Annotated in this window: 23 protein-coding genes; 13 read left to right on the forward strand and 10 right to left on the reverse strand. The window is 62.1% G+C overall.

Annotated elements, in window-relative coordinates:
- Positions 1 to 115 precede the first annotated feature (115 nt).
- From HAP47_RS18705 to HAP47_RS18725, 5 genes are all read left to right on the forward strand, one after another.
- A complete protein-coding gene (locus HAP47_RS18705) occupies positions 116 to 358 on the forward strand; it encodes a hypothetical protein (protein ID WP_173643285.1) in 243 nt (80 codons plus the stop codon).
- Positions 359 to 443: 85 nt separating this feature from the next.
- On the forward strand, positions 444 to 1,106 hold the full coding sequence (locus HAP47_RS18710) for an FMN-binding negative transcriptional regulator (RefSeq protein ID WP_173643286.1): 663 nt from the start codon (positions 444 to 446) through the stop codon (positions 1,104 to 1,106).
- A gap of 631 nt (positions 1,107 to 1,737) precedes the next feature.
- Positions 1,738 to 2,487 (forward strand): ROK family protein, encoded by a 750-nt coding sequence (locus HAP47_RS18715; protein WP_210285399.1) that lies wholly within the window; start codon positions 1,738 to 1,740, stop codon positions 2,485 to 2,487.
- Between the two features lie 130 nt (positions 2,488 to 2,617).
- Entirely contained in the window at positions 2,618 to 2,878 is a 261-nt protein-coding gene (locus HAP47_RS18720; RefSeq protein WP_173643287.1) for a PepSY domain-containing protein, read from the forward strand.
- A gap of 250 nt (positions 2,879 to 3,128) precedes the next feature.
- On the forward strand, positions 3,129 to 4,412 hold the full coding sequence (locus HAP47_RS18725) for a cystathionine gamma-synthase family protein (protein WP_173643288.1): 1,284 nt from the start codon (positions 3,129 to 3,131) through the stop codon (positions 4,410 to 4,412).
- Positions 4,413 to 4,452: 40 nt separating this feature from the next.
- On the opposite strand, the gene HAP47_RS18730 is transcribed toward HAP47_RS18725, so the two are convergent.
- Positions 4,453 to 4,797: a zinc ribbon domain-containing protein YjdM gene (locus HAP47_RS18730; RefSeq protein ID WP_173643289.1), complete on the reverse strand. Its 345-nt coding sequence runs from the start codon at positions 4,795 to 4,797 to the stop codon at positions 4,453 to 4,455.
- A gap of 164 nt (positions 4,798 to 4,961) precedes the next feature.
- Positions 4,962 to 5,678: a carbonic anhydrase gene (locus tag HAP47_RS18735; RefSeq protein ID WP_173643290.1), complete on the reverse strand. Its 717-nt coding sequence runs from the start codon at positions 5,676 to 5,678 to the stop codon at positions 4,962 to 4,964.
- 166 nt (positions 5,679 to 5,844) lie between these two features.
- Here HAP47_RS18735 and HAP47_RS18740 point away from each other — a divergent pair, with 166 nt between their 5' ends.
- Positions 5,845 to 6,756, forward strand: a complete 912-nt coding sequence (locus tag HAP47_RS18740) for a MarR family transcriptional regulator (RefSeq protein ID WP_173643291.1) — start codon at positions 5,845 to 5,847, stop codon at positions 6,754 to 6,756.
- A 12-nt stretch (positions 6,757 to 6,768) separates the two neighbouring features.
- Here HAP47_RS18740 and HAP47_RS18745 read toward each other — a convergent pair whose 3' ends face one another.
- From HAP47_RS18745 to HAP47_RS18755, 3 genes are all read right to left on the reverse strand, one after another.
- On the reverse strand, positions 6,769 to 7,770 hold the full coding sequence (locus tag HAP47_RS18745) for an LLM class flavin-dependent oxidoreductase (protein ID WP_173643292.1): 1,002 nt from the start codon (positions 7,768 to 7,770) through the stop codon (positions 6,769 to 6,771).
- Between the two features lie 270 nt (positions 7,771 to 8,040).
- Entirely contained in the window at positions 8,041 to 8,328 is a 288-nt protein-coding gene (locus HAP47_RS18750; RefSeq protein ID WP_231168929.1) for a hypothetical protein, read from the reverse strand.
- A complete protein-coding gene (locus HAP47_RS18755) occupies positions 8,258 to 8,881 on the reverse strand; it encodes a hypothetical protein (RefSeq protein ID WP_173643294.1) in 624 nt (207 codons plus the stop codon). The genes HAP47_RS18750 and HAP47_RS18755 overlap by 71 nt, the downstream gene beginning before the upstream one ends.
- A gap of 222 nt (positions 8,882 to 9,103) precedes the next feature.
- Between HAP47_RS18755 and HAP47_RS18760 the strand changes: the two genes are divergently transcribed.
- The 7 genes from HAP47_RS18760 (at position 9,104) to HAP47_RS18790 (ending at position 14,593) form a co-directional block, all read left to right on the forward strand.
- A complete protein-coding gene (locus HAP47_RS18760; RefSeq protein ID WP_173643295.1) occupies positions 9,104 to 9,730 on the forward strand; it encodes a hypothetical protein in 627 nt (208 codons plus the stop codon).
- 167 nt (positions 9,731 to 9,897) lie between these two features.
- Complete coding sequence (locus HAP47_RS18765) at positions 9,898 to 11,022, forward strand: metallophosphoesterase (RefSeq protein ID WP_173643649.1); 1,125 nt, start codon at positions 9,898 to 9,900, stop codon at positions 11,020 to 11,022.
- A 159-nt stretch (positions 11,023 to 11,181) separates the two neighbouring features.
- Positions 11,182 to 11,454 carry a DUF2312 domain-containing protein gene (locus HAP47_RS18770; protein WP_021079629.1) on the forward strand — a complete coding sequence of 91 codons (273 nt, stop codon included), beginning with the start codon at positions 11,182 to 11,184 and terminating at the stop codon, positions 11,452 to 11,454.
- A 320-nt stretch (positions 11,455 to 11,774) separates the two neighbouring features.
- The gene (locus tag HAP47_RS18775; RefSeq protein ID WP_173643296.1) at positions 11,775 to 12,746 is read left to right on the forward strand and encodes an MBL fold metallo-hydrolase; all 972 of its coding nucleotides are present in this window, start codon (positions 11,775 to 11,777) and stop codon (positions 12,744 to 12,746) included.
- A 334-nt stretch (positions 12,747 to 13,080) separates the two neighbouring features.
- Positions 13,081 to 13,485: a carboxymuconolactone decarboxylase family protein gene (locus HAP47_RS18780; RefSeq protein ID WP_173643297.1), complete on the forward strand. Its 405-nt coding sequence runs from the start codon at positions 13,081 to 13,083 to the stop codon at positions 13,483 to 13,485.
- A 251-nt stretch (positions 13,486 to 13,736) separates the two neighbouring features.
- The gene (locus tag HAP47_RS18785; RefSeq protein WP_173643298.1) at positions 13,737 to 14,132 is read left to right on the forward strand and encodes a lysozyme inhibitor LprI family protein; all 396 of its coding nucleotides are present in this window, start codon (positions 13,737 to 13,739) and stop codon (positions 14,130 to 14,132) included.
- A 221-nt stretch (positions 14,133 to 14,353) separates the two neighbouring features.
- A complete protein-coding gene (locus tag HAP47_RS18790) occupies positions 14,354 to 14,593 on the forward strand; it encodes a hypothetical protein (protein ID WP_173643299.1) in 240 nt (79 codons plus the stop codon).
- Between the two features lie 15 nt (positions 14,594 to 14,608).
- Here HAP47_RS18790 and HAP47_RS18795 read toward each other — a convergent pair whose 3' ends face one another.
- From HAP47_RS18795 to HAP47_RS18810, 5 genes are all read right to left on the reverse strand, one after another.
- Positions 14,609 to 15,580, reverse strand: coding sequence for an AlbA family DNA-binding domain-containing protein (locus tag HAP47_RS18795; protein ID WP_173643300.1), 972 nt, complete (start codon positions 15,578 to 15,580; stop codon positions 14,609 to 14,611).
- A 38-nt stretch (positions 15,581 to 15,618) separates the two neighbouring features.
- A complete protein-coding gene (locus HAP47_RS41345; RefSeq protein ID WP_256460353.1) occupies positions 15,619 to 15,876 on the reverse strand; it encodes a TIR domain-containing protein in 258 nt (85 codons plus the stop codon).
- On the reverse strand, positions 15,873 to 16,445 hold the full coding sequence (locus HAP47_RS41350) for a TIR domain-containing protein (RefSeq protein ID WP_256460354.1): 573 nt from the start codon (positions 16,443 to 16,445) through the stop codon (positions 15,873 to 15,875). Before HAP47_RS41350 ends, HAP47_RS41345 begins: the two co-directional genes overlap by 4 nt.
- 179 nt (positions 16,446 to 16,624) lie before the next feature.
- Positions 16,625 to 16,879 (reverse strand): hypothetical protein, encoded by a 255-nt coding sequence (locus tag HAP47_RS18805; protein ID WP_173643301.1) that lies wholly within the window; start codon positions 16,877 to 16,879, stop codon positions 16,625 to 16,627.
- Between the two features lie 330 nt (positions 16,880 to 17,209).
- A complete protein-coding gene (locus HAP47_RS18810) occupies positions 17,210 to 20,986 on the reverse strand; it encodes a vitamin B12-dependent ribonucleotide reductase (protein WP_173643302.1) in 3,777 nt (1,258 codons plus the stop codon).
- Positions 20,987 to 21,678: the final 692 nt, after the last annotated feature.

Below are 21,678 nucleotides of genomic sequence, written 5' to 3' on the forward strand. Positions count from 1 at the left end.
TTCGCTGCGTCGTCGCGGAATAATCCGGTCGTGCCGCCCGTCATGGTAGCAGCGAAAATGCTTCAGCAGGCTGGCGAGATGGTCCTATCCTGTTGAATCCAGCAGGAGACGCTCGATGATTACGATCAAACACGTCGCGGCCGGCTTGCTCGCCCTAGCCATGCTGACGACATCGGCCGTGGCGCGCGAAGTTCCGGCCGGCCCATCCGCTTTCGTGAAGGGACATGCCGCGGCCGCCGGCCGCTGGGGCGGTGGACCGCCGCGCATGGCCGTGTCGCGCTCCGGCGAGTTCGAAACGCTGCTCCGGGATCAGCCCGGCGGCGTCTGCGATCACGGCGACAATGCCATGATCTGCTGAGCCGGACGGTGCATGGCGGTGATCTCCGGCAAAAGTTGCGCTAGCTTCGCTGGGTCGTCTCCCTCCAGCCGCGAGCGCCGCCGCCATGCACATCCTCCGTCCCCAATTTCGCATCGAGGACGACCACGCGCTGGCCTTTGCGGCGGCGCGCGGCTTCGGCGCCATCGTCGCCGCCGATGCGCGCGGCCCGCAGGCATCTCATGTGCCGTTCGTGATCGCGCGGCGCGACGATCGCGTGATCGTGCAGATCCATCTCACCGCGAGGAATCCGCTGGTCGAACTCGCCGACGGCGTCATGCGTTTCCTGCTGATCGTCTCCGGCGACGACGCCTACATCTCGAACGACTGGTACGTCTCGCGCGATAACGTCTCCACCTGGCTCTACGAGGCGGTGCATTTGTCCGGCGTTGCGCATCTGCGCGATCACGGGGAGAACCGTGGCCACGGCGACGCGCTGCTCGCGGTGTCCGAGGCGCGGCTGCCGAAGCAGACTTGGGACCTCACGCAGATGGAGCCCGGCAAGCGCGAACAGATGCTGGCGGGGATCCGGGTGATCGACCTCGTTGTCGACCAGATCGAGGGCCAGTCAAAGCTCAACCAGCACAAGAGCGATGCGGACTATGTCGCGCTCGTCAATCGCCTGGCGCATGCGGAGGAGACCTCAAGTCACAGGCTTGCGGAGAAGATGCGCGCGCTGCGGCCGGGGCTTGCGTATGAGGATCGACGACGCGTAGGGCGGATTAGTTAGCGAAGGGCGGCGCGATGACAGGCTCCGCGTAACCCTGCGCAACGGTGCGATGGACAGATGGCGGATCGCGCTTGCGCAAATCCCGCCCTTGAGTCGATCGGCCTCGAATTCGCGAACGTATTGTTAAGATTCGGCTCGCGCCGATTTTTCCGATTCCGATTCGTTCCTTGTGAACAAAATGGAGTCGGATGGAGAACGGAGCGCGGTGCGCGCCTGTCCATGGTTGGACGTTCTCACGCATAAGAAAGCGGCGCATCTGGAGTTGCGCAAACCTGTTGTTAAGAATCGCATTGCGCCGATTTTTCAATTCCGATTCGTTCCTCGGGAACAAACTGGAGTCGGATGGGGAACGTGGCTGTGATGCGAGTCGTCGCTTGATCGGTGAAACGATCGAACGCGATGGGCCGAAATGCGCGGAGATATTCCGTGCCGGGAGCAATTATCCCATCTCGGTACAACATCGGCCGCTCGCACATGTCCGATGCATACGTCTTGTTAATGGTTGGACTGCGCCGATTTTCTCGATTCCGATTCGTTCCTCGTGAACAAACTGGAGTCGGATGCAGAACGGAGCTGTGGCGCGCGATGCGTTTCTCTGCTCCACTCGGTGCGCACAAGAGAGATCGCATTGATGGCCAAGAAGACAGGCAAGAAGACAAGCAGGAAGACAGCCAAGAAGGCGAAAAGGCTCGCGTCGCGCCGGACGGTGCTGGCGATCGACATTGGTGGCACGCATGTGAAGGTCATGACCGACAAGGAGCGCATCAAGCGCGAGTTCGAGTCAGGTCCAACGCTGTCCGCCACCGAGATGGTGCGGCAGGTCAAGGCGCTGACCAGGGACTGGTCCTATGACGTGATCTCGATCGGCTATCCCGGACCGGTGGTTCACAACCGTCCGCTGGCGGAGCCGCACAATCTCGGCCGCGGCTGGGCCGGTTTTGATTTTCACAGCGCGTTCGGCCGGCCCGTGAAGGTGGTCAACGATGCGCTGATGCAGGCGATCGGCAGCTATCAGGGCGGCCGGATGCTGTTTCTCGGCCTCGGCACCGGGCTTGGCTCCGCGATGATCGTGGAGGGCGTTTACGAGCCGATGGAGCTCGGTCATTTGCCCTATCGCAAGGACGGGACGTTCGAGGATTACGTCGGCGCCGCCGGCCTCGAGCGGCGCGGCCGGAAGAATTGGCGCAAGAGCGTCGACGATGTCATCGCGCGGCTGTCGGCGGCGCTGGAGCCCGATTACATCGTGCTCGGCGGCGGCAATGCCGACAAGGTCGACAATCCGCCACCGAAGGTGAGGTTCGGCGACAATGCCAACGCATTCGAGGGTGGCTTCCGGATGTGGAAGAGGGCAACGCGCAAGACGCTCGGTGCGCGTCGGTGAAACTGGAACTGCCACCAAATTGCCGCAACTGCCGAAGTTTCGCGCTGCTCGGTCACCTCTGTTGCCGGAACTGATTGGGTGCGCCGCTCGTTTTATGCGGCATGACATCCCGTTCCATGAGGAGTGACTGATGCGAAGCTTGATTATTCCCGCAATCGCGGCCTTGGCGATCGGCGCGGCGACGCCGGCAATGGCCTATGATTCCGGCAGCCAGATCTCGATGGAGGCAGCCCTCGACGTCGCGACCAATCTCGGCGTCGTGACGGTGTCCAACACCCAGTTCCTCGGCGACGAGTGGGAAGTCGAGGGCCGCGACCGGCTCGGCCGCTGGATGCAGGTCGATGTCGATGCGCGGACCGGCGAGGTGCGCAATGTGGATCGCAGCTGGTAGCCGTATTCACCGCAGCGTGAGCAGCCGGCGCCGGCGATCGGTCCTGGAATCGCCCGCCAAGTGACATCACGCACGCGCGATGCAAGCTACGGTTTTCGGACGGCCGGCGGCGCAGGGCGCACGCCGGCCGTTCGTTATCCAGAGTGCTCGATGCAGTGTTTTGGCAGAACGGCACAAAGGTGGAGTATGCTTGCGGCAGATTCTTATGGATCAGCCGCTGCGGCGATCCCTCGAGACAAGGAGACTGGCCGTGGTCAAACCGTTTCCGTCCAGAACCCACATCGGCAACCACCTGCTGCATCCGGAAACCCAGATGCTCAACTACGGCTACGATCCGCAGCTGTCGGAGGGCGCCGTCAAGCCGCCGGTATTTTTGACCTCGACCTTCGTGTTCCGGACTGCCGAGGACGGCAAGGACTTTTTCGACTTCGTCTCGGGCCGGCGCGAGCCTCCGGAAGGCATGGGGGCGGGACTGGTCTATTCGCGTTTCAATCATCCGAACAGCGAGATCGTCGAGGACCGGCTTGCGATCTACGAGCGCACCGAGAGCTGTGCGCTGTTCTCCTCCGGCATGTCGGCGATCTCGACCACGGTGCTGGCTTTCGCGCGGCCCGGCGACGTCATCCTGCATTCGCAACCGCTCTATGGCGGCACGGAGACGCTGTTCAGCCGGACGCTGGCGGGGTTCTCGATTCAGGCCGTCGGCTTTGCCGACGGCCTCGACGAGACCATCGTCCGCGCCGCTGCCGACGAAGCCATGAAGAAGGGCCGCGTTGCGATGATCTTCATCGAGACGCCGGCCAATCCGACCAACGGCCAGGTCGATATCGCGCTTGTCAGGCGCGTCGCCGACGCGATCGGCAAGGCGCAGGATTTTACCCCGATCATCGCCTGCGACAACACGCTGCTGGGGCCGGTGTTTCAGCGCCCGATCGAGCACGGCGCCGACCTGTCGCTTTACTCGCTGACCAAATATGTCGGCGGCCATTCCGACCTGATCGCGGGCGCGGCGCTCGGCTCGAAGAAGCTGATGAAGGATGTCAAGGCGCTGCGCGGCGCGATCGGCACCCAGCTCGATCCGCATTCCTGCTGGATGATCAGCCGATCGCTGGAAACGCTCAGCCTGCGCATGGAGAAGGCCGACCGCAATGCGCACATCGTCGCCGACTATCTGCGCGACCATCCCAAGGTGGCGCAGGTGCATTATCTCGGCCATCACGACGCGGCGTCGCCGGCGGGGCGTGTGTTCGCAAGCCAAAGCTCTGGCGCCGGCTCGACGTTCTCGTTCGACATCGTCGGCGGACAGGCGGCTGCGGAGAAATTCCTCAACAGCTTGCAGATATTCAAGCTCGCGGTGAGCCTCGGCGGCACCGAGTCGCTCGCGAGCCTGCCGGCGACGATGACGCATTCGGGCGTGCCGGCCGACATCAGGAAGAAGATCGGGGTGCTCGATACGACGATCCGGCTCTCGATCGGGATCGAGCATCCGTCCGATCTGGTCGCCGACATCGCGCAGGCATTGAGCAGGGTGTGAGCAAATGCGCAGGGCGGGAGAAGCATCCGCCCGACGCTTGCTAAGCCTTCTTCACGAACTCCGACTTCAGGTTCATCGCGCCGATGCCATCGATCTTGCAGGCGATGTTGTGTCCATCGCTCCCCTCGGTGAGGCGGATGTTCCGGACCTTGGTGCCACCCTTGACGACCGATGACGAGCCCTTGACCTTGAGATCCTTGATCACGATGACGCTGTCGCCGTCCGCCAGCGGATTGCCGTGCGCATCACGCACGCTTGCCTCCTGCGAGGCTACTGCGATCGCCTCGCCGCTCCATTCATGGGCGCATTCCGGGCAGACCCAGAGAGCGCCATCCTGATAGGCGTGCTCGGAATTGCATTTCGGGCAGTTCGTTGAGGCGTCCATCGCCGGTCTCATCCCCTTGTGGCGAGGGCACCGTAGGGTCATGTCCCGGCAAAGCAAGCGAAAAAAGGCAACCGGAAGCCTGGCGGAGGCAGACGCGGAGGTCCGCCCTGGCAGGGCAGCTTGGCTTGTCGCTGCGCTCGTCCGCTGACGCCGGCTGCGCGGTGTCAAACCGGCGAGATCTTGCCGGTTGCCAGATCATAGGTCGCCCCGACCACCTTCAATTTTCCTGATTGCACGAAGTTGGACAGGATCGGCCTTGCCGTTTCGAGCCGGCGAACGCCACGGCGGATATTCTCCGTGATCGCCGCCGCCAGCAGGTCATCCGGCTTGTTCTTCTTGGCGGCTTCGACCGCCGGCTTGATCTCGCGAATCAACTGCGGCAGATGGCCCGGCAGCGTGACCTTGTCCTTGAGCACCTTGATGGCCGCGTCGACCGCGCCGCAGTTGGTATGGCCTAGCACCATGACCAGCGGTGTGTTCAGGAACTTCACCGTGTATTCGAGGCTGGCAAGGCCATCGTCGTTGACGAGGTTTCCGGCGACGCGCACGACGAACAGGTCGCCCGGCGCCTGGTCGAAAGCGAGTTCGGGGGCAACGCGCGAATCGGAGCAGCTCAGGATGGCGGCGAAGGGATATTGGGCGGTGATGCGCGCGGCGCGCCCGGCCGAATAGTCCTTGTTGGCAGAGGTGTTCGCGGCATAGCGGGCGTTGCCGTCCATCAACCGCTTCAGCGCCTCGTCCGGCGAGATCGCGTTCTGCGGCGCGGCCGATTGCGCCGAAACGTCCCGCAGCGACAGGGCCGCAGCGCCCGCGAACGCCGCGCCGCCCCACAGCAGGCTGCGACGGGACAGCCGAGGCATATGGAAACAATCGTCACACATGATGAGCCCCCTTGTGAGCTTGCGCGCCTGAAGATGCTGCGGGACATCGCCCTCGCCGGACCGGATGTGCATCGACCCGGTTCGCCGCGCATTCTGGAATATCGAGCGCTCGATTATTGCTCCGGGAGCGAGGCGGCTGCAAAGTCCAAACTTTGCAGGGATTCGCATGGCAAGCGCACCACACGATCGCGGAGACGACATTCTCTACCCGTCGGTCCGCGCATATGCCGCGACCGACACGTGGACGCTTGCAAGACAATTGATTCAAATGCGGGGATTTCGCGCCGCGCTGGCGCAGTATTGCGAAGCGATGACGCGGCCGCCGGCCGTGCCCTGGCCTGTGAACAAGGTGTTCGCCCAGAAGCTGCGCTACATCGTCTGCTTCACCCTGATCGGAAATTACGCGCGCTGGCGCCGCGTCGGCGGTGAGCCACCCACGCTGACTGCCCTGCAACGGACGGCGCCGGCCAGCGCCCGGCAAATCGCCGGGTTCGTCAATGCGCTCCGGCACGGCGGCTATGTCGTCGCCGAACGGCATGCTAGCGACCGGCGCGCCATCTGCTTGCGGCCATCCTCCGCGCTGTTGCGGGAGATCGCGCGCTCGCCGTTGGCGTTCCTCGATGCGGCCGAACGCATCCTTCCGCCGGCAACGCAGATCGCCGCCGACGTCAGCGGCGACGACGATCGGCTCGCCGACTGGATCCGTCTGTCCGTCGAACGATTCCAGGCGAACGACATCCTGTTCGCCCCCTTTGCCACTATCGTCCATTTCACCGAGCACGATTGCGGATATCCGCTGCTGGCCGCCGTGATGGGCGCGCATTACGCCGCGCTCTCGCCGCACGCGCCACCGGCGCTGTCCCTGACATATTCCGTGCTGGCCGAGCGGTTTCAGGTCTCCCGCCAGCATATCGGCAATCTCCTGACCGAGGCGGAGCGGCGCGGATGGTTCACGGTGGCGCATAGAGGCGGCTCGGTTGCCGTCTCGGACGAACTGGTGCGCGAGTTCGAGACATGGGCAGCGGGCCAGATGGCCCATTACCGGATCATCGCCGCCTCAGCCGGCATGCCGAAGTGATTCTGCAGGATCCTACTGCCGGGTTTGCGGCTTGATTCCGCCGGCCTCGGCGATCAGCTCGAACGATCGCAGCCGCTTCTGGTGATCGTAGACGTCGGACACGATCATCAATTCGTCGGCGCCGGTCTCGGCGACCAGCGCATCGATCCCGGCACGCACCGTCTCGGGCGAGCCGATGATGGAGCGGGCGAGCATCCGCATCGCCTGGACTTTCTCGGATGGCGACCAGTAGGTCTCGATGTCGTCGATCGGCGGCTGGCTCAGGCCGCGCGCGCCGCGGAAGATGTTGGTGAACGACATCTGCTGCGTGGTGGCAAGCCGCCGCGCTTCCGCGTCGGTGTCGGCGGCGATGATGTTGACGCCGACCATGGTGTAGGGATGCTGGAGCTGCTCCGACGGCTTGAACCGCGCGCGATAGATCTGCAGCGCCTGGATCAGGAGCTCGGGGGCAAAGTGCGAGGCGAAGGCGTAGGGCAGGCCGAGCTCGCCGGCCAGCATCGCGCCGAAATTGCTCGATCCGAGAATCCACAGCGGCACGTCGGTGCCGGCGGCCGGCACCGCCTGGATGCGCTGGTTGGGGCCGGCGGCGGCGAGGAAGGCCTGCACCTCGAGCACGTCCTGCGGAAAGTTCTCGGCGGATTCCGGCGTGCGGCGCAATGCGCGCAAGGTGAGCTGATCGGTGCCCGGTGCGCGGCCGAGGCCGAGGTCGATCCGGTCAGGAAACAGCCGCGCCAATGTGCCGAACTGCTCCGCAATCACGTAGGGCGCGTGGTTCGGCAGCATGATGCCGCCGGCGCCGACCCGGATGGTCTTGGTGCCCGCCGCGATGTGCCCGATCACGACCGACGTCGCGGCGCTCGCAATGCCTGCCATGTTGTGATGCTCCGCCACCCAGATGCGGCGATAGCCGAGCGCCTCGGCATGGCGAGCGACATCGCGCGCATTGTAAAGCGCGCCGCGCGCGTCGGTCTCTTCGGTGACGCGGACGAGGTCGAGGATGGAGAGGGCGGCCACGGCGACTCCGGAATGCTGGGGACGGGGAGCCGATGGTATTTGGCTGTGTCCAGGTGGATGCGAAACGGCGCGGGCAGCCGGTTCATGCAGATGCATATGGATACTGTCCGCGTGCCGGTCAATCTGCCGGATGCGACCGAGGTATCGATACCGACGAAGCAAGGCCAGGAGTCCCAAAATATCGAAAACAACCCCATGCAAAGGAGCAGGTTGCCGCCGGCACCCGGAAAAGCGACTTGACGCGTCGGGCAAATCAGCGATACATTTCCATTATTCCGAAATAGTGCGGGCGCCCGCCGTTCGCCGGTCACCGCCGGCGAAGCGTCGCGTCACGCCCCAGCCAATTGCGGCGGTGGCCGCGGTCGCGATCAGATGCTTCAGGGTGTGGCCGCTGACGAACTGAAGCGTGTTTGCGATCTGATGGTCGAGCACCTCAGTGATCTTGGCCACGACGTACAGCGCCATCGCGGTGGCAAAGGCGATGCGCTCAGCGCGCGGCGCGCGATAGATCGCCTGCCAGAGCGGGATGAGGACGAGTGGCAGCACCTGCAGCAACATACGGTCGCAGGTCGCCCGCGCCGTGCCTGTCGGTCGTGACCCACCATGCGACGCTGGCGGCGGCGTAAAGCGCGAGAGCGATCGCCTCGATGTTCGTCTTCGCTTCCGGTTGCGTGTCGCCGCGGACGCCGATGAGAAGGCCGGCGCCGGCCAGCGCGATCGGCAGCATGTCCCAGGTCAGCCGGTCGTTGCCGGGAGCAAGGTGAAAGAACGCGGAGCCGAACGCGGTCAGCAACAGCCCGATCAGGAACAGGCGATAGCCCGGCCATCCGGCGCGGAGCCGGTCGCTGTCGCGGTGGGGCCGCAGCGCCAACCAGCCAGAGATCGCGACCAGGGCGAAGCCGATGTTGGACAGCACGTCGCCTGCGTGGGGGAGGCCGAAGACGGCCGAGTGGTCGGCGAAATCGTTGTAGTGGGCCGGCTGCGCAATGCGTCCGTGAACTGCGAATGCCGCAATGATGCCGATCGTGATGATCGCCGGGGTGACTTTCATCCACGGTTTCGCGGGCCGGTCGGGCCCGGTCGATCCGTCCAACCGGAAGGTCGTCTGCATCGTCGGCTCCAACAAAATGAACAATGTTCAATAATAGCCAGAAGAATGAGCAATGTTCAAGTTCTTTCTCGTGACAAGGCTTTGGCTATGGGCGTGGCCGCAATTGAGTCATAGGCAGAGGCCGCTCGTTGCAGCCGCCTCTGTGATCTCAGTCGCGCGACGTGCGAAAGCATTGCACCCGACGGCCGGCGGTCCACATCTTGGTGAATTGAGTGGCTGATCGTGCGGGTCGAGCAGCGTCGAAAAGGCAAACCGATGAGGCTCGCGGATTTCGTCCCTAAAGCAAAACGGTCCTTCGCCGATGCCGTCACGTGGGCGGTGGCTTACGTTTGTGCCGAGGCGTTTGGGTGGGCCGGCGGTTTTCTGATCGTGTTGGCGGGAAGCTTCAGTATCTACGCTGGCCTGGCCGTACTTTTATGTCTTGCGCTGTTTGTCACGCTGATTGTGCGGCGAGAACTCAAACTGGACATCAGAGCCCTCGATGATCCCGGCGAGAATCCCCGTGCGAACCGATTGGTCGGCAATGCATCCGCCAGCGCCTCAATCGGAACGCATCGGCGCGCGCTTCGCCCGGCCGCCCTTCGCTCGAACAGTCGCATGACCCGCGCGCTCGACGCGTTGGAAGATATGGCAGTTCGATTTGCGATCGAATTTTCCAAATCCGTCGCAATCATCATCGCACTGACGCTGGGGATGGGCTTTGTCGCTGAAGTGGTTGCGTTCGTTCTGTCCGACCGGGATGTCAGCGGTGCCTTCGGTTCTGGTCTGGCCGGAGTTGCCGGCGGCGTGTTTGGCTTGGTCCTCGCCATCGTGATCGTGCTCAGGCGCATTGCCGATATCGAAGACTGATCGGGCGCTTCCGGCGTTTGCGCCATACCACAGGGGCGGCTTGCGCGCAGGGCGTCTTGGCGCCGCGCACATGCCGAAAATGTGCTGATCGGCGGCTTACGCCCGCGTCCGATCCACCCTACGTTCGCTCTGCACAGCCTTAACCGATCCGATCCGGAGCGAGACCCATTCCCCAACTCATCTTCGGCCTGACCAGTCTCTTGATCCTGGCCCGCTTCATCTGGCCGCTCGACTGGCCGCTTCCGGCAAAGATCGTCGCAGCGTTGCTGGTGCTGGTCGCCTTGCAGTTTCACCGCTGGAACAGGTGGTCGTCGGGATCGGAATTCTCGCCGGAGTTTCCGCGTCCGGTGGTCGTCCTCTTCAACTGGGCGTTCGGTGCGATCGTGCTGCTGGTGCTGCTGCAGCTGGCGCTCGATGCTGGGCTATTGGTCGCAGTCCTGATCCACGGCGGCTTCGTCGGCGCGCCTGACGGCGTCCGCTACGCACTTGCTGCGCTCGCGGCCGCAGCCGCCGCGATCGGCGTCCATCAGGCCATGCGCATTCCGCCGCTCAGGGATGTCGAAGTCGCCATCCGCGGGCTGCCGCAACAGTTCGATGGCTACGCCATCCTGCAACTGACCGACCTGCACATCAGCCGGCTGTTTCCTGCGCCGTGGGCGCGCGAGGTCGTCGCGCGATCGAACAAGCTCGGCGTGGACCTGATCGCGATCACGGGCGATCTGATCGACGGCACCATCGATGCGCGGCGCAACGACATCGCGCCGTTGCAGGATCTTGTGGCCGCCGACGGCGTCTACGTGATCTCGGGCAATCACGAATATATCTTCGGCTATGACGGGTGGATGGCGCACTACGAAGCGCTGGGCCTGCGCTCGCTCGAAAACGGGCACATCGTGCTCGAACGCGGCGCCGGCCGCCTGGTGATCGCGGGGATTACCGACCGCGCGTCGCGGCACCGAGGGCATTCCATCCGCGACCTTGCCGCGGTGCTCGACGGCGCCCCCAAGGGTGCGCCCGTCGTCCTGCTCGACCACCAGCCGAGCGACGCCCGCAACGCCGCCGCGCTCGGCGTCGCCCTGCAACTCTCCGGACACACGCATGGCGGAATGATCCTGGGGATCGATCGCCTCGCCGCGCGCGCCAATGCCGGCTTCGTCTCGGGCCGCTACGACGTCGACGGGATGACGCTCTACGTCAACAACGGCACCGCGCTATGGCCGGGTTTTGCCTTGCGGCTCGGCCGCCCGTCCGAATTGACGCGGATCACGTTGCGGGTGGCGGGCGATGCCTGAGTGATCTGTTGCGCGTGCGATCATGCGCGCGCGGCGTTGTCGCGTGATCGCCGTCGTCACAAAAATACCTCCGCGATCGAGGCGCCGCGGCGTCGCACGGTTAAGACATTGGTCATCTCTTTGCTCGCATTTTCACGACCTCATTCAGCAGGAGGCACCATGTCTGACATCACCATTCCCGGCGGAAAAATTCGTTCCTTCGTCGAGCGGATCGAGAACCTGGACACTGAAATCCAGGAACTCAGCGAGCAGAAGAAGGAAGTCTTCTCGGAGGCGAAGGGCGACGGATTCGACGTGAAGATCCTCAAGGAGATCATCAAGCTGCGCAAGCAGGACCAGGACGAGCGCGACGAGCGTGAATCCTTGCTCGATCTCTACATGCGCGCGATGGAAACCGCGCCGGCAGAAGACAAGACCGCGAAAGCGGCCTGATGTCCGCGGAGGCAGCAGGGCGGGTTGGCGACGTGTCCGCGGTAGCTCATTGAGCGAAGGCGGAAGCGCAACCCGCCGCGACTGCTGCCAGCGAAGCGGCGGACTACGCCGGAGCCTGTCATCGGGCCGCGCTACGCGCGGACCTGGTGGGCTCATCCGCTCTGCGCCAGCTTTGAAGGCTGCAACGTCCGCTTTCGGAAGGTGAGCCGACCTGGGCAAGGCGCGCCGCCCCGGTCGAATTTTGACCCAAAGCCGACCTTGTGCGGTGCACATCCCCATTGATATGCTCGATGCATTCAGTCAGCGGGGCGTCCCGAACGATGTCCGATATCTCGCGTCGAGACGTGACACTTGGCACAGCCGGTGCTTATGCCGCGTTTGGACTCGGCAAGCCGATCACGTTTGTCGACGCGGCTCACGCTCAACAGTCCGTCACTCAACCTTTCCGCAAATACAAGGTCGGCGACATTGAAATCTTCTCTCTGATCGATGGCATGCGTGACGTTCCGCTGCGGGAGGGCATGGTCAGGAATGTCAGCGTCGAACAGGTCAAGACCGTGTTGCGTGGTGCCGGTTTTCCCGACAATCAGGCGCCCCTGCGGTTTATCGTCATGGCGCTCAAGCTCCGCGATCAAGTGGTCCTGATAGACTCGGGTACGGGCGGTCATCCGATCTATGGTGAGGGGAACGGCCGGTTATTCGAGAGCATGGCGGCGGCGGGCCTTGACCCCAAGGCAGTCAAGACGATCCTCATCTCCCATCTCCACGGCGACCACATTTATGGCCTCATGAACAATGAGAGCGATGCGCAGGTCTTCCCGGATGCCGACATCGTGGTGCCCGCCGCGGAATTGAAATGGTGGACGCAGCCGGGGGTCGAGTCGATCGATCTCGGACCGACGCGTAAAGGCCTCGCCCAGCGAATTCAGGCCACGGTGGCGACTTGGAAAAACGTCAGGACCTTTGAGGGAGAACCAGAACTCCTGCCCGGTGTGCACGCCGTTCAGGCGCCCGGCCATAGCCCGGGAATGGTCGCGCATCTGGTCACCTCCGGCGGCGAACAGTTCCTTATCAGCGCTGACGTGGTCAATCTTGCGCCACACATTTCAACAAATCCCGAGTGGCAGCTCGCTATCGACCAGGATCCGCAGATGGCTGTCGAAACGCGAAGGAAGATCTTCGATCGCGCGGTCGCCGACAAGCTCACCATTTCGGGTACTCACTGGTTGATGCCGAACGTCGGCACGCTGGCCAAGGATGGCAGCAGGTACGTATTCGTAGCCGAGGGGTAATATTCCCGCGACACTATCTGGTAATCGGAACACGACTGCTGCTCGTAGCGGAGAACCGGTCGGCATCTGAGTCAGCTATTGGCCCATCGCGTCAGTTGGCCCAATGCAGCGACATGTCCGGAGTTGAGGGTAGACCAGAAATAGCTGGCCGACTGCAAAGACGAATGAGCGGCTCAGGATTGCTGCTGTGCAAACGCAGCGCTGAATCCCGTTTCGCCGGTCGCATTTCCCTGCTCTAATCAGGCTCGTTGCAAACCGCTGGCGTGGTTCTGAGCCACAGCCAATGCGGCGACTTTGATTGCTCGGCGCAAATTATACTTGAGGGAGATCAGTCATGAGAACCTTACTAGCGAGTGCCGGTTTAGCGCTGTTGTTGGCCTTGGCAACGGAACCAGGCGTCAGCGCTCAGGAGGCTCCTGAATATCTGAAGCAGACACTTCCTGAGCAGGTCCTGAAGCCGCATTGGGACGAACAGCTGGCTGTGATGAATCCCAAGGGAGCCTTGGACGCGAAAACCAAGCAACTCATTGCGCTCGGTGTGGCAGCACAAATTCCGTGCGTCTATTGCGTTTACGGTCACACCAAATTGGCGAAGGCCGCTGGCGCGACCGATGCTCAAATCAAGGAGGCCGTTGCAACCGCCGCGCTGGTCCGTTTCAACAGCACGATGCTGCAAGGCGCGGGTTATGACCTTCAGAAACTCCAACAGGAAGTCGATAGATTGACCGCACCGAAATAGCCTTGGCAAGTCGCCCGCATGAGCGAGGTGATCTGCGGGATTGACCTGACCTTGCGACCTGCGCGCCGCTCCCGGATGTCGCGGAGCCTGTCATCGGGCGTGCGTTCGCGCGACCCCTTGGCTCATCCGCCTTATGCTTGCTGAGCAGCCCCGCCAGATAGCCGCTGCATCATTTCCTTGATCTCATTTCGGACGCTTTTGTGCGGCGATGGTTGGCGAAAGACGCTAGGCAGGGTGATCTGGACGTGGTGATGCTTTCGCGAACGCTTGTCATTGTTGCAGCCATGCTCGTGCTCGGGACTTTGTCGGCCCGCGCGCAGCAAGGCACCGAATATGATGCGTGCATGGACAAGGCCGCGGGGGTGTCAACGAAGATGCTCGATTGCGGCAAGGCCGAAATCGGCAAGTGGGACACCAGGCTCAACACCGCCTATCAAGCGCTTCTCGCCAAGTCGAAGGGCGAGGCGCACGCGCAATTGCAGACCGAGCAGCGGGCCTGGCTGAAGCATCATCTCAGCGAAACCCATCGCCTCGCCGCGGACCCCGACAACGGGTCCGTCGCGTTCCTCGACTCCCAGGCGTTCGAATTGAAGGACATCACCGACCGCACGTTGCTTCTTGAAAGGCGTGCCAACTCCTCGCGGTAGACGGTACCGTTTTGATCGTCGGCGAGCAGGGCGGGTGAGCGACTTGTCCGCCGTAGCTCATTGAGCGAAGGCGGAAACGTAACACGCCGAGAATGTTTTGCCCAAAACTCTGGGCCCATGCCGAGACCGTCATTCTTACTCGCCATTGGCGCCTCCTTTTGCGCCCAGCCATATAACGGGCTAATGCTTCGCGATAAGCTTCGCAATGGAGGGAGGTCGGTATGCGAGTGTTGAAGCGGTTGCCCGCGGAAAGAACCAAGGACCGTGCCAAACTTGAGGCAATGCGTCGCCCGGGTGGTGCTCGCCAGCACGAGTTGCAAGAGATTGACGGGAACGGTGGTTACGGGACCTACAAAAATGACGGAGCCCGTTACGCGGCATTTCTGGCTCTTGAATTGAAAATTTCAGGGAGCGGCACAAATCGCCTTTACCGATTGGTTCAGCCCGAAATTTTAAACTGAGACACTACCCATGTTTCATCTCAGCAGTGGATGACCTGGCGGAAGCAAGCGTAGTTGCGATCCGTGTTGGTGAATGAACCAAACTTCCGTAGAGGCAAAACCGGGGCTGAGTATCTCGACGATGATCGGCCACCTGTGTGACTGGGCGAGTGTACGCTCGTGAAACAATAGCGGAACGCCTATCTGGTCTAACGGCTGCTCGAGCTCTTTGAACACCGGAAAAGCGGGTGGAACGCTAAGTCTTTGGTACATCCAGTCGATCTTGCCGTAGTCCGTGGTTTCATCCGCTCCCGCATGAACCCAAGGGGCCGATCGCTTGGCCAGCCGAAGACTCGCCGAAATGCCGACGCGAATAAGGGCATGGAAGGCTGGTTGCGGAGATTTATTGCCAAGCTTTCCCATAAGCGCGACAGGATGGGAGTATTCTTGGTCGGCGCCGAAATCTAAATGTGCGCGCTCTCCGGGATTGAATGAGAAGGTCACGTATAGGTGAGGGGTCGTGGCTCTCCGCATCACGTCGCGGATTTCGTAATCCTCCATCGCTCTGACCTCGAGAGCGAAACGTCTATAGTATTTATTGTCTGGTGCTTGGTGTGGGCCCGTTAAAGATTGCGGTACAGAAATCACAAAGCCCAGTTGGCCATTATGAAGATCGATTGCGTCTATCGAATATTGAGCCAAGCGCGGTTGGATACGGGAATTGAGGATTTGACCTATCCACTCCCGCGTAATATTGCGATCAGTAACCCCTTCATCGACGACAACTGGACCGTTGGTCTTTTTGTTTTCGTTGATGCCATAAATGATCTGGCCGCCGGCTGAATTGGCGAGAGCAGAGACATTGACGCAAAGCTCTGTAATCTTCCCTTCATCGCGAGCCAGGGCGCGTGAGTCCTTGAATTCAAGGGTCGTGCCCTCGGCAGCTCCATCTGCGATAAGTTGTTCCAAGTCTTGGCGTGTTTTGTAGAGCGGGAAATCATCTGCCATAGGCACCTCGTGAAACGTGGGATTCAACGGAGGGGCTGCTATTCGCGATCGAAGTCACCGATGGTCTGCCAAGTCGTTCCGTCAAGATCAATCTTGAACTTCAGCTTTGATGCTAACCGGTCAGCTAGTCGTTTCCGATCTGAAAACGAGTTAGATAAGTGGACCATGTGTTTACCAGCGATGTCGCTAACGTCCCTGACCGTACCAACCTGGACCAAGATCGTTTTGTCAGAATGAGCGCCAAGAGCAAGGCCGGCCTCGAAGATGACATTTGGCCGCGGTTGAAATCCCTTCAAGTGGAGGCTCTTTTTTTATCGCTTGCTGATGCGAACTTCGACCGGACTTTGGCTTCTTCGTCAGGTGAGAAGAGGACCATGACACCTTGGACGCGATCCATGGCTTGGCTGATAACGTCTCCAACGATCGGATTCGCCCCACCTTTCGCCGCCTTGATGGCCTGATCCCATTCCATCGGGACGATACCAATAGAAGCCAAGAACGCGTAAATGTCCTGATTTAGCTTCGCGTCTCGTCCGTGAACCACGAACATTGAATTGTCTTTCGTGGCTTTCACCTTGGTCTTTGCAAGCTTCTTTCCGGGCGGCTGGGCCGTCGGGGCGGATGTGGATGCAGGGGAGGGTGAAACATAGGCCGATGCTGTCGCAAGGCGCATCTCGGCCCGATCTTCTGCCGTGGCAAAAGGTTGGTAGTTGATGCCGTTATCTCTGGCCACAAGTAGCGACGCAACATGACTATCCACGTGGGAGTCGAGTGATCGCCGTTGGATGACTCGGTACACATGCGCCTGGCCAACCCCCATTTTCTTAATGAGCTTGGCCAATAGTTGAGGGTTGATCTTCGCCATTTCACTTCCTCCGACTTTTCGCGACGTTGGCGAAGTTCGAATTCACGTCAAGCAATCGGCCGATGGTAGGGGCGTCGAATCCCGCGCCCAATAAGCGTCGGGCAGCTTCTTCCTTGTCCATGCCCACAGTCGCCGCAATCGCAACTACGCGAGCTAGCTTCTCCATTGGGTCCAGAATTTCAGTTCTTGCCTTTCTTGCCACGGCTGTCCCCTTTCTTCTCCCGTTGACGCAAGTTGGTCTTCACAGAGTTGGCAGTCGTGCCCATCAGGGCGGCGGCTTCCTTGGTCGGCAAGCCAATGCCTTCGAGAAATTTCACTTTCGCAACAAGGTCGGGCACCCGTTTTGGGTCGCTTCGCGAAACTTCCTGGACACACAAGAATGCGAGCGCTTTTCCGATAACGGAAAGCCACTCCGAACTAAGCTCATTGGACAAATTTCACCTGTATCGTTCTGGTGGTGCGAATCACCTGGGACAATCGCTTATTGGAAATACAATGGGTTCCGAGGGCCGGAAGTTAGCAAAAAGCAGTTATCCACCATGAATCACAGGGCACCCGCGCACAGCCGTTTCGCAATAGTGGCCTGATCGTCGAGTTTGGCAGCCTTGGCGAAGCTGGGAGATAGGAGCCCAAGGGGAGCGATCGATGCACGGACCGGTTGGGCGACCGGTGGTGCTGATCGCGGATATCGCTTATCCGGGCTACAAAAGGAAAGGCCGCTCGTTTGAGCGGCCTTTGTAATTTTGTTGGTGTGATCTATCACCTCACGAACACCCCGTCGTGCTCCCACACGTATCGCACTTCATGCAGGTCCCATTCCGCACCAGCGTGAAGTTGCCGCACTCCGAGCACATCTCGCCTTCGTAGCCCTTGGCCTTGGCTTCGGCGCGACGCTCCGCCTTGGACGGAGCGGCGGCTGCGGCGGTGCCGGGCTTGCTCCAGTTCAGCGCCTCGAGCTTCTCGGTCGGCGAGAGGTCGTGGCTGACCTCCTGCTTCAGGGCGACCGCGCCTTCGATGGTGTCGGAGGCGCCGCGGGCGCTGGCGCCGTGCGAGGCCAGCGACGTGACGCGGCTGCCGCCGGCGGGCGCGTTGTCGGCGCTCGCGCTCACCGCGGCCGAGCCGCCGCGCATGACGACGAGGTTGTCGGTGCGCGAACGGGTCAGGCCCTTCGACACGTACTTGGTCGCCTGGTGCTGGGCGGGGGCCTCATCCGGCTCCTTGCCTTCCTCGACGCCCTTGCCGAGCGCGTCGAAGCCAGACTCGTTCGGATCGACATGGGCGAGGTCGAAGCGGCTCATATAGCTCACCGCGAGCTCGCGGAAGACATAGTCGAGGATCGAGGTCGCGTACTTGATCGAGTCGTTGCCCTGCACCGGGCCCGCGGGCTCGAAGCGGGTGAAGGTGAAGGCGTCGACATATTCTTCCAGCGGCACGCCGTATTGCAGACCGAGCGAGACCGCGATCGCGAAGTTGTTGATGAAGGAGCGCAGCGCCGCGCCTTCCTTGTGCATGTCGATGAAGATCTCGCCGAGCCGGCCGTCGTCATATTCGCCGGTGCGCAGGTACACCTTGTGGCCGCCGACAACAGCCTTCTGGGTGTAGCCCTTGCGGCGATCCGGCATCTTCTCGCGCTCGCGCATCACGATGATGCGCTCGACCAGCTTCTCGACGATCTTCTCCGAGACCTGGGCGGCGCGCGCCGCCATCGGCTTCTCGTAGAGCGCTTCCACCGCATCGTCCTCGTCCTCATCGTCGGAGATGAGCTGCGAGTTGAGCGGCTGCGACAGTTTCGAGCCGTCGCGGTAGAGCGCGTTGGCCTTCAGCGCCAGCTTCCACGACAGCAGGTAGGCGGACTTGCAGTCCTCCACCGTGGCGTCGTTCGGCATGTTGATGGTCTTGGAGATCGCGCCCGAGATGAACGGCTGCGAGGCCGCCATCATCCTTATGTGGCTCTCGACCGAGAGATAGCGTTTTCCAATTTTGCCGCAGGGATTGGCACAGTCGAACACGGGATAGTGCTCGGCCTTCAGATGCGGGGCACCTTCCACCGTCATCGCGCCGCAGATGTGCACGTTGGCGGCCTCGATCTCGCGCTTGGTGAAGCCAACGGCCGCGAGCAGGTCGAAGCCCGGCGCGGCGATGGCCTCGGAGCCGATGCCGAGCGTGTCGCGAATGAAGTCTTCGCCAAAAGTCCACTTGTTGAAGGCGAACTTGATGTCGAACGCGGTCGGGAGTGCCTTTTCCACCTTGGCAATGGCTTCGTCGGTGAAGCCCTTTGCCTTGAGGGTGGAGGCGTTGATCCCTGGCGCATTCGACAGCGAGCCGTGGCCGACGGCGTAGGCCTCGATCTCCGCGATATCGCTCTCGCGGTAGCCGAGCGCGCGCAAGGCGGCCGGCACCGCCTGGTTGATGATCTTGAAGTAGCCGCCGCCGGCGAGCTTCTTGAACTTCACCAGCGCGAAATCAGGCTCGATGCCGGTGGTGTCGCAATCCATCACCAGGCCGATGGTGCCGGTCGGCGCCACGACGGTGACTTGCGCGTTGCGATAGCCGTTGACCTCGCCGAGCGCCAGCGCGTCATCCCACGCCAGCTTGGCGTGCGCGACGATGTCGGCCTGCGGGCAGGAGTCGTGGTCGAGCGCCACCGGATTGACGGCGAGCGCCTCATAGCCGCGGCTTTCGCCGTGGGCGGCGCGGCGGTGGTTGCGGATCACGCGCAGCATGTGCGCGGCGTTCTTCTTGTAGCCCGGGAAGGTGCCGAGTTCGGCCGCCATCTCGGCCGAGGTCTTGTAGGAGATGCCGGTCATGACGGCGGTCAGCGCGCCGCAGAGCGAGCGGCCTTCCTTCGAGTCATAGGGCAGGCCCATGGTCATCAGCAGGCCGCCGATATTGGCGAAGCCGAGGCCGAGGGTGCGGAACTCGTAGGAGAGCTCGGCGATCGCCTTCGACGGGAACTGGGCCATCATCACCGAGATTTCGAGCACGATGGTCCAGAGCCGGCAGAGGTGCTCATACGACTCGATGTCGAACCGCTTGGTGGTCGAGCTGTAGAACGTCAGCAGGTTGGCGGAGGCGAGGTTGCACGCCGTGTCGTCGAGGAACATGTATTCCGAGCACGGATTGGAGGCGCGGATGTCACCGGACGCCTTGCAGGTGTGCCAGTCGTTCATCGTGGTGTTGAAGTGCAGGCCGGGATCGGCGCTTGCCCAAGCCGCGTAACCGATCTTCTCCCAGAGGTCGCGCGCCTTCAGCGTCTTCGTCACCTTCCTGGTGGTGCGGCCGACCAGGTTCCAGTCGCCGTCGGTCTCGACCGCGCGCAGGAAGTCATCCTTCAGCGACACCGAGTTGTTGGAGTTCTGGCCGGAGACGGTGAGGTAGGCTTCCGAATCCCAGTCGGTGTCGTAGATGTCGAACTGGATGTCCTTGTAGCCCTGCTTGGCGAACTGGATGACGCGCTTGATGTAGTTGTCGGGCACGAGGCTGCGGCGCGCGAGCTTGATCTCGCGGCGGAGCGCAGGGTTCTTCTCGGGATCGAAGCAGTCGTCGCCACTGCCTTCGCAGTTCACGCAGGCCTTCATCACGGCCTTGAGGTGCTTCTGGTTGATCTTGGAGCCGGTGACGAGGGCGGCGACCTTCTGCTCCTCCTTCACCTTCCAGTCGATATAGGTCTCGATGTCGGGGTGATCGGCATCGACCACGACCATCTTGGCGGCGCGGCGGGTGGTGCCGCCCGACTTGATCGCGCCCGCGGCGCGGTCGCCGATCTTGAGGAAGCTCATCAGGCCGGACGAGCGGCCGCCGCCGGAGAGCTTTTCGCCTTCGCCGCGCAGGCTCGAGAAGTTGGAGCCGGTGCCGGAGCCATACTTGAACAGGCGCGCCTCGCGCACCCAGAGGTCCATGATGCCGCCCTCGTTGACGAGGTCGTCGCCGACGCCCTGGATGAAGCAGGCATGCGGCTGCGGATGCTCATAGGCCGACTTCGATTTTGTCAGTTTGCCGGTTTTCCAATCGACGTAGTAATGCCCTTGGCCGGGACCATCGACGCCATAGGCCCAGTGCAGGCCGGTGTTGAACCACTGCGGCGAGTTCGGCGCGACCATCTGCTTTGCCAGCTGGAAGCGGAGTTCGTCGAAAAAGGCCAGCGCATCTTCCTCGGTGGAGAAGTAGCCGCCCTTCCAGCCCCAATAGGTCCAGCAGCCGGCGAGGCGATCGAACACCTGTTTTGCGCTGGTCTCGCCGACGATGCGCTCGTTCTCGGGCAGGGTGGCGAGCGCCTCGGTGTCCGGCACCGAACGCCACAGCCACGACGGCACGGTCTCTTCCTCGACCTTCTTCAGGCGCGCGGCGACGCCCGCTTTGCGGAAATACTTCTGCGCCAGCACGTCGGAGGCGACCTGCGACCAGAACTCCGGAACCTCGACGTTCTCGGCGCGGAACACGACCGAGCCGTCCGGGTTGCGGATCTCAGATGTGGTCAGGCGGAAATTGATCCCGGCATAGGGAGACTGTCCGCTGGTGGTGTTGCGTCGTTCGATTCGCATGGTCGAGCCCCGTCTCTTCTTCTGCCCGGCCCCACGTTTCTCCGCAGGTGCCGGAATGTTATCGTTCGCGGACATCAGGGAACACGCGTCAGCACGCCTCCCGTCATCCGCAGCTCAGCCGGTGGACCCGGCCTGTTTCTCTCATCCGCTCGGCGCCGGTTTGATCCGGCCCTGGCGGCGGCACGATCCCGGCGCGGACACCGATGTTTCGGGTCCTCCGGGTCATGCATTCAACGCCCCAAACGCTCACGCGACACGTCACGCGTACGCTTCTCGCGGGCCGGTTACGGCCTCTGTTTCCGGGTCCTTCTCGGCCCGTTCTGTGCTCCCGAACCAAGTCCAAAGGACTCGGCCCAAAATCAGGGCAGACAAGCCCTTCACCCGCGGCCCGAAGGCCTGGCGGAGTGGTCATTTTGGAACCCTTGTGGGAGCGACCGGCGGGGACCCAAACACACTCGCGCCGAACAGGTTGAAAGCTAGGCCATGTCCGTTGCGCCCGTCAAGGACTAGTGCGAGTTTCTGAATCAAACACTAAATATGGTGGAAGGAGGGGGATAACAGGGGCCGGTGCCGCGTCTGTGATCGAGCCAACTATCGGTGAGTCCTGAGGGATTCCCAAGCCAAAAAAATTCGCTCCGCCTGTGGATTGGAGGTTCGCCCCGCTGTTCACAGGCGAAGTTTTTATTCGCGCT

The organism is Bradyrhizobium sp. 41S5, assembly GCF_011516665.3.
Classification (GTDB): domain Bacteria; phylum Pseudomonadota; class Alphaproteobacteria; order Rhizobiales; family Xanthobacteraceae; genus Bradyrhizobium; species Bradyrhizobium quebecense.

What these genes read in the sequence shown, in the direction of transcription:
- HAP47_RS41350 (WP_256460354.1), bottom strand. Translation starts at nt 16,445, where the DNA reads ATGGCGAAGATCAACCCTCAACTATTGGCCAAGCTCATTAAGAAAATG.
- HAP47_RS18755 (WP_173643294.1), bottom strand. Translation starts at nt 8,881, where the DNA reads ATGCAGACGACCTTCCGGTTGGACGGATCGACCGGGCCCGACCGGCCC.
- HAP47_RS18775 (WP_173643296.1), top strand. Translation starts at nt 11,775, where the DNA reads ATGTCCGATATCTCGCGTCGAGACGTGACACTTGGCACAGCCGGTGCT.
- HAP47_RS18780 (WP_173643297.1), top strand. Translation starts at nt 13,081, where the DNA reads ATGAGAACCTTACTAGCGAGTGCCGGTTTAGCGCTGTTGTTGGCCTTG.
- HAP47_RS18705 (WP_173643285.1), top strand. Translation starts at nt 116, where the DNA reads ATGATTACGATCAAACACGTCGCGGCCGGCTTGCTCGCCCTAGCCATG.
- HAP47_RS18720 (WP_173643287.1), top strand. Translation starts at nt 2,618, where the DNA reads ATGCGAAGCTTGATTATTCCCGCAATCGCGGCCTTGGCGATCGGCGCG.
- HAP47_RS18790 (WP_173643299.1), top strand. Translation starts at nt 14,354, where the DNA reads ATGCGAGTGTTGAAGCGGTTGCCCGCGGAAAGAACCAAGGACCGTGCC.
- HAP47_RS18795 (WP_173643300.1), bottom strand. Translation starts at nt 15,580, where the DNA reads ATGGCAGATGATTTCCCGCTCTACAAAACACGCCAAGACTTGGAACAA.
- HAP47_RS18735 (WP_173643290.1), bottom strand. Translation starts at nt 5,678, where the DNA reads ATGTGTGACGATTGTTTCCATATGCCTCGGCTGTCCCGTCGCAGCCTG.
- HAP47_RS18810 (WP_173643302.1), bottom strand. Translation starts at nt 20,986, where the DNA reads ATGCGAATCGAACGACGCAACACCACCAGCGGACAGTCTCCCTATGCC.
- HAP47_RS18770 (WP_021079629.1), top strand. Translation starts at nt 11,182, where the DNA reads ATGTCTGACATCACCATTCCCGGCGGAAAAATTCGTTCCTTCGTCGAG.
- HAP47_RS18785 (WP_173643298.1), top strand. Translation starts at nt 13,737, where the DNA reads ATGCTTTCGCGAACGCTTGTCATTGTTGCAGCCATGCTCGTGCTCGGG.
- HAP47_RS18715 (WP_210285399.1), top strand. Translation starts at nt 1,738, where the DNA reads ATGGCCAAGAAGACAGGCAAGAAGACAAGCAGGAAGACAGCCAAGAAG.
- HAP47_RS18750 (WP_231168929.1), bottom strand. Translation starts at nt 8,328, where the DNA reads ATGTTGCTGCAGGTGCTGCCACTCGTCCTCATCCCGCTCTGGCAGGCG.
- HAP47_RS18740 (WP_173643291.1), top strand. Translation starts at nt 5,845, where the DNA reads ATGGCAAGCGCACCACACGATCGCGGAGACGACATTCTCTACCCGTCG.
- HAP47_RS18730 (WP_173643289.1), bottom strand. Translation starts at nt 4,797, where the DNA reads ATGGACGCCTCAACGAACTGCCCGAAATGCAATTCCGAGCACGCCTAT.
- HAP47_RS18710 (WP_173643286.1), top strand. Translation starts at nt 444, where the DNA reads ATGCACATCCTCCGTCCCCAATTTCGCATCGAGGACGACCACGCGCTG.